Here is a 12,059-nt window from a genome sequence, read left to right as displayed (position 1 = left end):
AGGAGGAGCACGCGTGAAAAAAGGAAAGGCGATGGCACGACAGTTGGGAATGATGTCCGCGCTTACGGCCGGAACTGTGGTGCTTGCTGGATGCGGAACCGGAGCGGCAAACGCTGCCGGAGCGTCGGTAAAAGCGGAAACCGTCACGATATCGTTTTGGGAATCGCACTCGTCGAGCAATCCCCCAGGGATTGCACTAGCACACCTCATTCAAGAGTTTAATCAGACTCACAAACGAGTGAAAGTGAACCTGACCATTACCAAGGCGAGTCATAAGGCCTTGGGCGCGCTGGCAGCGGGAGATGCCCCGGTGGTGGCCTGGATTAGCCACTATGACGGAAACTTTCTGGCGGCCCATGCACTGGTGTCATGGAACAAGTACTTCAGCGGGTTCCCGGTGGCAGAGAGAAACTCGATCTTTCCCGTTGTTTGGAGCAACGGCGAGGTCAACGGCCAGCACTATCGCATTCAAGCCAACGCCAAGGTGTCCGAGTTGGTCTATAACAAAGCGATATTTGCGAAGGCTGGTATTAAGAGCTTCCCTGCCACCTGGACCCAACTAGCACAGGATGTGTCAATTATAAAGCAACGCGTGCCGGGGGTCATCCCCTTAGCATGGAAGGATTCATCGGCGCATATCTTGCCACCCTTCCTATCCAATGGCGGAAAACTGTTCAAACCCGGCACCGGGACGAAGCAAGTGGACTTTCTCTCCCCCGCGGCAAGAGAGACCTTCAGCTACTTCCGCAATCTCTACCAGCAGAAGGAGATGATTTTTGCCCATGGCAGCGCGATCGCAGCGGACTTCGGCGCAGGCAAGATCGCGATTGCCGACGGCACGTCGGCGGGGTATTTCTTAAAGGTCAACGCGGCCCACGGGGCATTTCCGGTCGGCGTGGCCGGCTATCCGACGGGATCAACCGGACACAGCGCCAACTTGGATCAAGGCCTGGGCTTTGTCATGATGGTGGACCACACGCCGGCAGACTACAAAGCGGCGACCACCTTTATTTCGTGGTGGTTTAGCCCGAAGGTGCAAGCCTATTGGGGCACCCATTCCGGCTACCCGCCTGAGACTCGGGCTGGGCTTGCGGCCATTCCCCAGAGCTTCTTTGCAAAAAATCCTGGAGTTCTAGTGTCCGCCCAAGCCCTGGAATCGCCCTACACGATTCCGCGCCCTGTGCCAACGGCTTATAAAGAGGTGCAAAGCGCGCTGGATACGGCGTTTTACAACGCGGTGACCGGGAGGACCACGGTACAGCAATCCCTGCAATCACTTCAGAAGCAGGCTGATTCGTACCTGAGCGGACAAAGCGCTCTCTAACCTTACCATCGGGACCTCCTGGCTGAGATCGCGGTTGGGAGGTCCTGATATCAAAGGGTCTCGTGCCGGGAGGTGTATTCAATGGCCACACAATCCTACGACAATCGGAGAATGTCTACGCGACAATTTGTCGTGGACACATGGCAGGCTATTATCGAAGGGCGGATCGACCGTCTGGTATTGGATCCAAGCCGTTTGCAACCGGATGATTGGGCTCCCCTGTTGTGGGCCGCGAGCGAGTACCATCTGCCGGTCGAGTTGTCATTCTCCGGTACAAGGAGGGATGGGGACGGGCATTTCGCGTTTGTCGGAGAGGTCGACGATGGCCCGCCGCACACCTCATGCCTTCGTTGGGGGAACAATTGGTGGGAGGTTTGGCACCACGATGTGCCTCTCTCCATTAGTCCCCGGGCGTCGTGGATTTTGCGGGCCATCAGCACCACTGGTGTAAACAGCCCAGTTTCGCTGGTAGAGATTAATCGCCAACTGAGCCTCTGGGGACAGCCTTTTGTCCGGGAAAGCAATTTTCGCAGTGGTGTGCGGGCAGTCCGCGGACGCATTGGTCCATCCCATATCATCACCGTGCCGCAGCGTGGCTATCTTTGGAAGTCATGCAAGGTCTGATTGGGCTACTGCAACGGAACCGCAACGGCGGCCAGCAAAAGTGATCACAAGATAACTTAAATGAAGGGATTACGTGAGGATGCTCATTGAAGAGGCCATACGAAGTCGGGCCAGTATTAAGGTGTTTTCCGAGAAAGAGGTAAGTGTTGACCTCATTGAACGCTGTCTGGATGCAGCCGTGTGGGCACCAAACCACCATTTGACTGAACCCTGGTCGTTCCACGTGGTGACCCGCGATGCACGTGAGATGTTGGCCCGGATTGTTAAGGAAGAAATGGTGCAGCGGGCAACCGGGATCGATGCGGCCGTGGCACAGGCCAAAGCATTTAAGGAGCGCCAAAAGCTTTTTAGTGCGCCGGCCATTGTCGCCGTGTATTCCGATGCAGGCCGTAACGAGAAAGCGACGCAGGAAAACTTTGCAGCATCGGCGGCCGCCGCTCAAAACATTTTGTTGATGGCCCAAAGCTTAGGATTAGCCAGCATCTGGCGTACGGGCGCGATTTACGACTTTCCTGGAGTGCGAAAGGCGCTGCGGGTACGCGAGGGGGCAACGTTTGTAGGCGCGTTGTTTTTGGGCTACTCTGCACAACGCGAGGTAAAACGCCGTCGGACGCCGGCCGCCGAAAAGACTGTCTGGCTTGCCGGGGACGACGGTTTATAACCCGCAGAATGGAACTATCCAAAAAGGGCTGATTGCCCTACATCGGCATCAGACCCAGCACACAAACAGGGAAGAGTCCCGGACTCTCAAAGGAGGGCCGGGGGGCCATCAGATTGCCGAGGGCAGGCAGTCGACCGCGTCGGCTTCATCTTTCCCTAGGCATAGTCGTGGTCGTCCGCATCGGCCACGCAACATGATGATTTTGACCGGTCGGTGAACGTGACGCGGGTGGGCACACATGCCCACTTGGTTAATCCAGTCATGAAACCGCGAAAAGCCCTCCATCGTATGGAGAACCTGAAAGTGCAGGCCCGTACGGCCGGCCCTTGTCGTGGAATGCTTGGCCTTCGCGGACATTTTTTTTGGCCACATCCACACCGACAACAGTCTTAATGACAGCGCCTTCCCATGGCGTTCAACGACCAGCGCTCCATAGCTTCGTTTGGATAGATAGTCGCAGGGTCCGCAGGGAAGCTTCCCTCCAGTGAGCCCCTATACACCGGCACTGTTTCGGCCTTTATTAATCCTTAACGCGACCTTTGGGATTCCTTTATCGTTCGTTAACCCGCGCAAATTACGACGCTGTTAGACTTTCCTCAAACGGTACAACACAAGGAGGCCTTTCTTAAGATGATCTTGAGCGGTTGGCAGAAAATGGTTGCCGTTGTGGTAGTGGCAGGGCCCTTGCTAGCTGGATGTGGCGCTGCTGCGAATACATCCGCCGGTCACTCTAACGCATCAGCCACCAAGCCCGCGCAGTTGGTGTTGTATTCGGCCCAGGGATATGATCAAGCCGAAGCGACCGCGTTTCAAAAAGCCACCGGCATCAAGGTAAAGTTGGATGACATGTCCACCGGTCCTCTGCTGGCCAAGGTTCAGAGTGAAGGCACGCATCCGCAATGGGATGTCATATGGTTCGACGGCAATGAACCGATGGCCAGTCTAGCGCAGAGCAACATGCTCTACACGGGATACAGCCCGGCCAACCTCTCGAGATACAACAGCCTGGGGCGAAGCTTGCTGCCTTCCAATCACGCCTACTTTCCAACTGGTGTCACCGCCGCGGCTGCGATTGTCTACAACAAAAAGGCTATACTCAAGAGTGAAGTACCGCATACGTGGAAGGCTCTCCTCAGCTCTCAATTCAAGGGCAAGATCGGCATGAACAACCCCGCCATTTCCGGCCCGACGTTCCCGTTTGTGGCAGGTATCTTCCAAGAATTTGGCGTGGCGGGCGGCGAGAAGTTCTTCGAGCAGCTGAAAGCCAATGGATTGCACATTTACAGCACAAATGGAGACACCGTCCAAGCGCTTCAATCGGGTGCCATCGACATTGGCATGATTCAGGACTCGGCCGAATGGAAATTGGTGCAAAGCGACCCGAATTTCGGTGTGGTGTATCCGACGAGTGGGGTCGCAATGCTGCCTTCTGATATGGCCATCGCCAAGAATGCCCCCGACCTCAAAGCAGCGGAACTATTTGTCAACTTCGTTCTCGGGCCCAAGGGCCAACAGGTGATGCAGGATGAGACGGCTGCTGGATCGGACTCGCTGTTCGACCCCGTGATTAAGGGCGAGTCGGCATTGCCGGCGCGGGGCGGCAACCCCTCCAAATGGATCAATGTTAACCCAGTATACGGCGGTGAACATCAAGCATCTTGGACCCAATGGTTCACCACCAACATTGTCGGGCAATGAGGCAACTCAAAATCCGTGCATTCGGATGGGTTAATGTCCTCCTGATTTTGGGGATTCTGCTGGGCTATCCCGTGGTCATGCTGCTGTTGCAGGCTGTCCTTCCCGGCCTGCAAACAGGGGGAGCGTACCGCTTTTCCCTTCAAGCATTCACCGGGTTTCTGCAGGACCCGCTAAGCACAACGGCCATGATGCATAGTGCGGTATTAGCGCTGTCCGTGGCAACGTCGGCAACGGTCGTCGGGGCCCTGCTGATGGTGTTGTACCATCGACGACCGCCAGCATGGCGTCCCCTTTGGCCGCTGCTGACATGGGCATTGTTTCTGGCACCAACCTTCGTCATCGCTGAAGGATTTGATCTGATGGGCATGCCCAACGGATTGTTCGATCGCGTGTTTGGGTTGCATAACACCGCCTTTCCACTGCTCTTCAGCCCATACGGGGTGGGTTTCGTTCTGGGGATTCGATTGCTGCCGATTGCCATGATTACCGTGGATGCAGCGCTGCGGGGAATGGGGGACGAATTTCGCGATGCCGCGCACACCTTGGGCGCCGGGTCCTTCACCGTCTATTTGCGCGTGATCCTTCCGTTGTTGCGGCCCGCATTGATGGCAAGCTTTTTCATCATTTTTGCAGAGGCTGCCGGCGATTTTGGCGTCGCGGCCACTCTGGCTTATGATTCACATTGGCTCTTGTTGTCCTATTTGATGTATCAGTCGCTTAGCACGTTTCCGGCCAACTTCGGATTGGCCGCGGTGCAATCTTTGGCGCTGATGGCCATCGTGGCGGCAGCCCAGCTTTTGGAGAAAACCACGGTTTCCAAGCGCGCCCGCTTCTCGGTGCTCCATGGCAATCGCCATCTGCATGCCCATAAACAGCGGTCTTGGCTTACCACAGCGGTCTTTGCTGTGATATTCGCCATGGGGCTTTTGGTGCCGCTGATAAGTTACTTGTGGATTGCGCTAACCCGCAATCTCTCGGGAACCGGGTTGGGCCACCTCACGTTGCACAATTTTTCCTTAGCGCTACATGTCCCGCTCTTGGCGGGCAGTCTCGGCCGATCGGTGGAGTATTCACTGGGAGTGGCCGCGGTGGCTCTGGCCATTGGCCTGTATCTGTCCGCCATGGCGGATCGTGAACTCTCTCAGGCTGTGACTCGATGGCTGACGGCCACCATAGCCATTCCCGGCCTTGTGTTGGGAATTTCCTATATTTTCGCATGGAACGCGGGATGGGTCTCTAATCTTGGGATTAACATCTACGGTACGCGATGGGTGCTGGTTCTTGCCTATACAGCAGGTGTTCTGCCGTTTGTGGTGCGGATGCTGAGCGCGGCGTTCGCGCAAATCGATCCCAACATCATGTCAGCTGCGCGAATTCTCGGGGTTGGCCGAGTTGCCCGGGTGATTCGCATCACCGTGCCGTTAGTATTGCCGTCCTTGGGATCCACCTTTTTGCTGGTGGTGACCGGCGTGCTCTTTGAATTGCCGACATCAGAGCTGCTTTACCCGCCGGGAGAGCCCACGTTGGCGGTTGAGATTGTCCACCAATTCCACAATTTCAATTATGGCGTGGGGGCGGCACTAACGCTACTTGGCATGATTGTGGCGCTAACCTTTGCAGCGGTGTGGCGTCTGGTTGAATCGCGATGGATGGGGACATGGCGCGACACGCGTCCGTCATCCGAGAGGAGAGATGCCGTATGAGTTTACAGATTTTAGGGGCTTCTAAACGGTATGGCGAGGTCTATGCCCTCAACGATGTGTCGTTGGTGTTGGCCGATCACCAGGTGCATGCCATTGTCGGACCCAGCGGGTCAGGTAAAACCACACTCTTGCAGGCTATCTGCGGGCTGGAACGGCTTGACCGAGGCACCATTCACTGGAACCATATCGAGTTTCAGCGCGACCAAACTTACTTCCTGCCGCCGGAGCGGCGGCAAATCGGTATGGTGTTTCAAGATTTTGCCCTGTTCCCCCACCTGACGGTGGGCCAAAATATCGCCTTCGGATTGGGCGTCCGACACTGGTCAACCGATCGGGTGCAGGCTCGACTTCAGGAGTTGCTCACGTTGCTGCATTTAGAGGGGTTGCAGGATCGATATCCTCATGAACTCTCGGGAGGCCAGAAGCAACGCACCGCGGTAGCCCGTGCCTTAGCTCCGGATCCCCGTCTGTTGTTGTTGGACGAATCGCTGTCCAGTTTGGATGCGGCGCTGCGCAGGACGTTGCAACACGAACTCCGCGACCTTTTCAAGAAGCTCCACTTGACCGTCATTCTGGTAACCCATGACCCGACTGAGGCCCTGGTTATGGCTGACAACATTGCCGTGATGAGCCAAGGCCGGGTCATCTCTGTGAACCCGCCGCAGACGCTCTATGAGCGGCCCGATAGCGCCATTGCAGCCCAATTGATGGGGCTGGTCACACTGTGGCCAGGCCGTGTGGTGGAAAGCCGAGGCCAGTACGCGGTGGTTGACCTTGAGAGTTGCCGCGTTTCCATCCCCGCAACGGGACTGCCAGTGGGAACGGCGGTGATGACAGTCATCCGCCCGTCTTCCTGTTATGTCACATCCTCGCGAGAACCCGGGATAGATGTACAGGTCTCACAGGTTCGATATATGGGCGACTACTTTCTCGTCACTGGGCAATATGGCAATAACACCCTCCATTTCTACCTTGACCGACCGCCGAAAGAGCGCGAGACAGTACAGTTTAACCCTGAGAGGCTCTGGTGCTATCCCGTCGACGAAGCGGACGACAGAGAGCAGCAGCCCGCCATGGAACGGAAGCGGGGTGTGGGTCCCTAGACCGTGAGACACCTACTCCGAGCTTCGCCGACGCTTTCCGTGGACGACACGTCATGTCCAGCGGAACATTCCGCACATGGAGCCAAGAGGGAGCGGGGAGCGAAAGAGATAGCCAGCAAGTTTGCCGAATGTTAACCGTTCCTTTATTCGCCGTTAATGATGGGTTCATCGGCGCCTGATACGCTGTGGAGGCGGTCGGTGCCATTCAAAGCTTTTATCGGTTGAGCCTCGGCAAGTAAACGTCTTTGGTTCCGGCGCCCCCGCAATGGTTTACGCTCCGCATTTAATCCATTCCGAGGAGGACATATCGTGACCGTCTTTACGGCCGCTTTATTGGGACTCATTCAGGGCATCGCCGAGCTGTTTCCGTTGTCCAGTCTTGGCATTCTCGTCATTCTGCCGCACATCACCTCTCTAACGGTACCGACAAGCGGCGCCCGCTATCTTCCATTTCTGGTGGCCTTGCATCTCGGCACTGCGCTAGCTCTATTCGTGTATTTCTTTGCAGAGTGGCGAAGGCTGTTCAAAGGGTTTATCGCGTGGATTCGGGGCCGCAGAACGACCGACGGCCGATTGTTTTGGATGGTTGTCTGGGCGACCATTCCCGCGGGCTTGGTAGGCCTGGTGCTTAAGCATCGCCTGTCAGCGTTGTTCGGTCGGCCCGTGCTGGCCGCCGCCTTCTTGGTGATCAATGGGCTTATTATGCTCGTAGGCGACCGCTGGCATACTCGAATGCACAAAGATCTCCGGCTTCGAGACTTATCGGTCGGACAAGCGCTTAAGGTCGGGCTATTTCAGGTTTTGGCGCTCATTCCTGGCTTGTCCCGCTCTGGCAGCACGATCACGGGTGGGGTTGGTCTTGGTTTGCGGTATGAGGATGCGGCCCGCTTTAGCTTTCTCATGGCCACGCCGATTATTCTAGCCGCAGGATTGGTGGAAATACCCAAGCTCTCTCACGGCGGGACCCATGGCCTCATGATGCCGTCCTTGATCGGAGGGATGGTGGCGGCTCTTGTGGCGTGGCTCTCCACCCATTTTCTTATGCGGTATTTCGAGCATCATCGGTTGCGTGTGTTCGCATTCGTGTCGATGGCACTTGGCGTCCTCGGTCTCGCGCTGATTCATTAGGAGGGAAGGCACATGAAGTCGCTCACAGCCGGGTTCCTCATGGGGTTCCTCACGACGGTGGCCGCGGGGGGGAGTTGGCGGGCAGCAGTGCTCACCGGCATCGGCTTCGGTGTCGTGTCCGTGGTTATGATTTCCCGATATCGCGGATCAGCCCAAGAATGAGTTGCCCCCGGTTTTCCCACGAAAGGGAAGAGAGCGACCGCATCGGCCGCTCTCGGTGTCCTTGTGGTATGGATTTGTCATCGCTTTATGGCGAGTTTGCGCTCATCGACGAACTCCTGCTGTCGCTTACGCCAAGATTTATGGCATTGAGGACAGCGCTTCGCCTGATGGGTGGTCAAAATGTCGATGGCAGAAATGGTGTCGAGACAGTCTAGGCAGATCGCTAACGGTGTGGAATGAGACATATCGCTTTCCTCCTAGAATCGAGATTTGATTTCGAGTCTACGGGATTAGGGTGAAGAGCACATGATCGTCACGTTAGCGTCTCATTAAGGTTCGGGGAATTCGAAAACCAAACGGGCCCAAGGATCTTGAGCCATAACGATGAGATGACGGGGATGGATCGCTGCGTTCAGGAGGACAATGAAGCGGCCACGGCCTGTTCCGACGTGCGGTGGTGGGTCGTGGGTGGGGATGCCAATAGGCGATGACCGATACAGGAGGAACGACGGACGGTGCGAAGGACGCAAAAAAATCATGGCTAGCTTAGGAAGGCGTTTCAGCGGTGACGGCTAATTATCCGTTTGCCGCTCCCGAGCGCTCGATATCTCAATCGAGCGTCCCGAAACGGTGTCTGGTTCTCATCCAATTCTTAGGCCGCTAGTGCTGCGTTCTCCGTTCCGTGGGAGGACGGATAGACTGACGCCCCATTTCTTTCAAGCGTTGTCTTCCTGGGCATGGGCATTGAGGCGATATCCAACGCCCCGCACGGATTCAATCAGCATGCCCTTGGCACCGAGCTTGTCCCGAAGGTTTCGGATATGCACGTTGACCGTCCGCGTGTCCCCATGGCTGTCATAGCCCCACACCGAGGCGAAGAGATCAGAGCGAGAGAAAACCCGTCCGGGGTGTCTCATGAACAGTGCCAAAATCTGAAACTCTGTGGCCGTCAGGTTTATCGGCTGATCGTCAACCAGCGCCCGCTGTTCCTCGACGCGCACCGTGATACCGTTGTTCGAAAACGCCAATGTCTTGACGGGCGGCTCTTGCCGCCGGAAAATGGCTCTTACCCGAGCGATGAGTTCCCGCACAGAAAATGGCTTCGTCACGTAATCGTCAGCGCCCAACTCTAATCCGACGACACGGTCCACTTCTTCCTTGCGAGCGGTCAGCATAATCACCGGCACTTGGGATTCGGCTCGGAGACGGCGGAGCACGTCGAATCCGGGTAACGCGGGCAGCATTTCGTCCAAAATCACGAGATCGGGTTGGTGGTCTTGCTGCATCATCAGAGCGTCCAGCCCATTGTCGGTCGTCAGTACGCGAAACCCGTCTCGTTCTAAGTGAAATCGGACCAGCTCGCAAATTGCGGGCTCGTCGTCAACAACCAGGATCGTGCGGCTCATGCGGCTCCCTCCTGAGAAGATGCGGTCATAAGGGCAAGAACCGGATCAGGGTCTTTCTTAGCGTAAGGAATACGCATTAAGGTTTGATGATGGGATGATTAAACTTAAGAAAAGAAATGGCCTTAATCCAACTTTCTCGAAACCTTAATCCGCATGTAATCGGATCCTCATGTTGGCCGTTTATGCTGAAAGCGCAACGCAAGGATTCTCTATGGAGAGAGCACGCGCGAGGAGGGGATGTTGTGAGAATTTTGGTGACAAACGATGATGGGATTGGGGCGGCAGGGCTCTCCATCTTGGCTGGCTGGTGCCGCAGTGAGGGCCACCAGACGCTGGTAGTTGCACCCAAGTCAAACTGCAGCGGGCAGTCAGGTGCCGTAACGTTCGGAAAGCCTCTATCCGTCAAACAGCTGTCAGACGATCATTGGGCTGTTGGCGGGACACCAGCGGACTGCGTCCGTATAGCCGTCTCCTTCCTGAATTTTCAACCCGATGTGGTGCTCTCAGGAATCAACCACGGCCACAATCTTGGGTGCGATACGTTTGCCTCTGGAACCGTAGGAGCTGCACGGATGGCGGCCATTCGCGGCATTCCGGCGGTCGCATTTTCCGCACCTGACTACCGTTGGACCGAGGTTCAGCAACTGCTGCGGCGGCATGGATCCGTTGCCATCGACGAAGCCTTGCAGTTTGGAACGGAGGCCATTATTTCCGTCAATTTTCCGGTCTTCGGAGGGGAAAGCATGATGACCGCCCGCCTTTCTCGCGCACACTTTGATGATGCGCTGTCATGGGAGGAGTTCCAAGGCGATGAGCATATCGTACGGCTCGCATCTGCCCCGACAGGATACGAAGGTGATGCGGATTCAGATATCGCGTTGCTGAGTGCCGGCTGGACCGTACTGACCCATGTGCCGGTCATACCCAGGATTGCCGCTCCCGATTATACGGCCGGATCCAAGCGGCAATCAGTTGGATAAGAGAGGATGTTGGCAGGCAAAATTTTCGCTGAGGGATACCGGATAATTATGCCCAAATTGCGACTGTTGCCCGCCTCGTTTGCGATTTGCTTTGACGGGCGGTTTTTAAACCTTAGTGAAACCAAGGTGACCTGGTCGCGAAGCGTTACCCCACGGTTCTACCAACATGCTCGATACGGGTGAGGTGTCGGTCCGAAGAGCCATGGGGGCGGACGACGACAGGAGTTTCAGGCTCGCCGGGCAGGACGTCAAGCGACGCTGCGACTTGAGCAGTCCGCCCATCGCCAAGGACAATTCCCCACTCTAACCCAGGAGTGGATCGGCCACCCCCAAGAATGGTGGAAGACAAACGGGCCCCGCCACAGGCGCGCGCTGGGGTTTACGCAGCAAGAACCCTTGCATGTAGCGGACGCCGCTTGCCCGTAGCTCCCAGTACTCCGTGAGGGTTTCGACTCCCTCAGCGATAATTGTAATGTCCAGATCGCGCCCCAAGTCCACCATGTTTTTCACCGCCGCGCGATGTACGGGATCGCGATCGACGTCTTGGACGATGACTCGGTCCAACTTGAGGAGGTCCGGCCGCAATTTCAAAAGTGCTCCGAGGCCCATAAAACCCGCGCCATAATCATCCAGCGCTATGGCAAACCCTGACTCCCGCCACATGCCGACTTGCTCCCATAATGCCGGGTTATCGACAATGGGCTGCCGCTCGGAGATTTCCAAGACCACTCGATGGGGGAGGATCGCGGGATGCCCCGGCGCCGCCGGCATGTCCAGGACCATGGCGTCGATATTGACAAACAAGCGCTGATCGGGAGGCAAATCAGGCAGTCGTTGCACCGCTAAATGCCGCGCGTTGGCTTCGAGAATGACCTGATGGCCGAGGCGTGCGGCAGCGGCGAAGAGTGCGGCTGGCGACTCCCACGACGATCCCTGCGGTCCCCGTAAGAGCGCTTCATGCCCGACGACGCGCCCGGTATCCGTATCCACGATGGGTTGTAATGCGCTCCAAAGCTGTTTTTCATCCATGTTGGCAGACCACCCAAAAATTGTCGTAATGTGTCGCCTTCGGCACTGATCCGCGGAGTCCTTTTTTACGACGGCACTTTTTTGTGATCGTTGGCGTACGGATGTCCCCACGGCCCCTAAAATGGTCCACGAATGCCCAAACGATAGGAGGAGGACGCACTATGCGCGCGACGATTTCTCCGAGCGCTACCCCAACGGATGCGGAAGTTCGCCTTGACACTGGCTGAGGAGAAGACGCGGC

At 56.5% G+C, this 12,059-nt stretch carries 12 protein-coding genes; 9 read left to right on the top strand and 3 right to left on the bottom strand.

Features of this window, described 5'->3' with window-relative positions; translation table 11 throughout:
• Positions 1-13: 13 nt before the first annotated feature.
• From HIJ39_RS12560 to HIJ39_RS12525, 8 genes are all read left to right on the top strand, one after another.
• Positions 14-1,324 (top strand): extracellular solute-binding protein, encoded by a 1,311-nt coding sequence (locus HIJ39_RS12560; RefSeq protein WP_169100213.1) that lies wholly within the window; start codon positions 14-16, stop codon positions 1,322-1,324.
• 81 nt (positions 1,325-1,405) lie between these two features.
• Positions 1,406-1,948 (top strand): hypothetical protein, encoded by a 543-nt coding sequence (locus tag HIJ39_RS12555; protein WP_169100211.1) that lies wholly within the window; start codon positions 1,406-1,408, stop codon positions 1,946-1,948.
• Between the two features lie 79 nt (positions 1,949-2,027).
• Positions 2,028-2,609: a nitroreductase family protein gene (locus tag HIJ39_RS12550; protein ID WP_169100209.1), complete on the top strand. Its 582-nt coding sequence runs from the start codon at positions 2,028-2,030 to the stop codon at positions 2,607-2,609.
• A gap of 630 nt (positions 2,610-3,239) precedes the next feature.
• Complete coding sequence (locus HIJ39_RS12545) at positions 3,240-4,307, top strand: ABC transporter substrate-binding protein (protein WP_169100207.1); 1,068 nt, start codon at positions 3,240-3,242, stop codon at positions 4,305-4,307.
• Entirely contained in the window at positions 4,304-6,010 is a 1,707-nt protein-coding gene (locus tag HIJ39_RS12540) for an ABC transporter permease (RefSeq protein WP_169100205.1), read from the top strand. The genes HIJ39_RS12545 and HIJ39_RS12540 overlap by 4 nt, the downstream gene beginning before the upstream one ends.
• The gene (locus HIJ39_RS12535; RefSeq protein WP_169100203.1) at positions 6,007-7,113 is read left to right on the top strand and encodes an ABC transporter ATP-binding protein; all 1,107 of its coding nucleotides are present in this window, start codon (positions 6,007-6,009) and stop codon (positions 7,111-7,113) included. The genes HIJ39_RS12540 and HIJ39_RS12535 overlap by 4 nt, the downstream gene beginning before the upstream one ends.
• A gap of 309 nt (positions 7,114-7,422) precedes the next feature.
• Positions 7,423-8,241 (top strand): undecaprenyl-diphosphate phosphatase, encoded by an 819-nt coding sequence (locus HIJ39_RS12530; RefSeq protein WP_169100201.1) that lies wholly within the window; start codon positions 7,423-7,425, stop codon positions 8,239-8,241.
• 12 nt (positions 8,242-8,253) lie between these two features.
• The gene (locus HIJ39_RS12525; RefSeq protein WP_169100199.1) at positions 8,254-8,403 is read left to right on the top strand and encodes a hypothetical protein; all 150 of its coding nucleotides are present in this window, start codon (positions 8,254-8,256) and stop codon (positions 8,401-8,403) included.
• A 77-nt stretch (positions 8,404-8,480) separates the two neighbouring features.
• Here the strand turns inward: HIJ39_RS12525 and HIJ39_RS12520 are convergent, their stop codons facing one another.
• Together HIJ39_RS12520 and HIJ39_RS12515 are read right to left on the bottom strand one after the other, a co-directional pair.
• Positions 8,481-8,648, bottom strand: a complete 168-nt coding sequence (locus tag HIJ39_RS12520) for a hypothetical protein (protein ID WP_169100197.1) — start codon at positions 8,646-8,648, stop codon at positions 8,481-8,483.
• 471 nt (positions 8,649-9,119) lie between these two features.
• Positions 9,120-9,809: a response regulator gene (locus tag HIJ39_RS12515; protein WP_169100195.1), complete on the bottom strand. Its 690-nt coding sequence runs from the start codon at positions 9,807-9,809 to the stop codon at positions 9,120-9,122.
• Between the two features lie 242 nt (positions 9,810-10,051).
• Here HIJ39_RS12515 and surE point away from each other — a divergent pair, with 242 nt between their 5' ends.
• Positions 10,052-10,789, top strand: coding sequence for a 5'/3'-nucleotidase SurE (gene surE, locus HIJ39_RS12510; protein WP_169100193.1), 738 nt, complete (start codon positions 10,052-10,054; stop codon positions 10,787-10,789).
• A gap of 303 nt (positions 10,790-11,092) precedes the next feature.
• Here surE and HIJ39_RS12505 read toward each other — a convergent pair whose 3' ends face one another.
• Entirely contained in the window at positions 11,093-11,818 is a 726-nt protein-coding gene (locus tag HIJ39_RS12505) for an EAL domain-containing protein (protein ID WP_169100191.1), read from the bottom strand.
• Between the last annotated feature and the right edge of the window lie 241 nt (positions 11,819-12,059).

The sequence above is a fragment of the Sulfobacillus harzensis genome, from assembly GCF_012933365.1.
Taxonomy (GTDB): Bacteria; Bacillota; Sulfobacillia; order Sulfobacillales; family Sulfobacillaceae; genus Sulfobacillus_B; species Sulfobacillus_B harzensis.
The sequence above is the reverse complement of the archived record's forward strand: the minus strand, read 5'-3'. Positions and strand labels throughout refer to the sequence as shown.

Excerpts from the sequence above, each read along its gene's own strand:
- HIJ39_RS12555 (WP_169100211.1), top strand. The coding sequence starts at position 1,406 with ATGGCCACACAATCCTACGACAATCGGAGAATGTCTACGCGACAATTT.
- HIJ39_RS12550 (WP_169100209.1), top strand. The coding sequence starts at position 2,028 with ATGCTCATTGAAGAGGCCATACGAAGTCGGGCCAGTATTAAGGTGTTT.
- HIJ39_RS12545 (WP_169100207.1), top strand. The coding sequence starts at position 3,240 with ATGATCTTGAGCGGTTGGCAGAAAATGGTTGCCGTTGTGGTAGTGGCA.
- HIJ39_RS12540 (WP_169100205.1), top strand. The coding sequence starts at position 4,304 with ATGAGGCAACTCAAAATCCGTGCATTCGGATGGGTTAATGTCCTCCTG.
- HIJ39_RS12535 (WP_169100203.1), top strand. The coding sequence starts at position 6,007 with ATGAGTTTACAGATTTTAGGGGCTTCTAAACGGTATGGCGAGGTCTAT.
- HIJ39_RS12525 (WP_169100199.1), top strand. The coding sequence starts at position 8,254 with ATGAAGTCGCTCACAGCCGGGTTCCTCATGGGGTTCCTCACGACGGTG.
- HIJ39_RS12520 (WP_169100197.1), bottom strand. The coding sequence starts at position 8,648 with ATGTCTCATTCCACACCGTTAGCGATCTGCCTAGACTGTCTCGACACC.
- HIJ39_RS12515 (WP_169100195.1), bottom strand. The coding sequence starts at position 9,809 with ATGAGCCGCACGATCCTGGTTGTTGACGACGAGCCCGCAATTTGCGAG.
- HIJ39_RS12505 (WP_169100191.1), bottom strand. The coding sequence starts at position 11,818 with ATGGATGAAAAACAGCTTTGGAGCGCATTACAACCCATCGTGGATACG.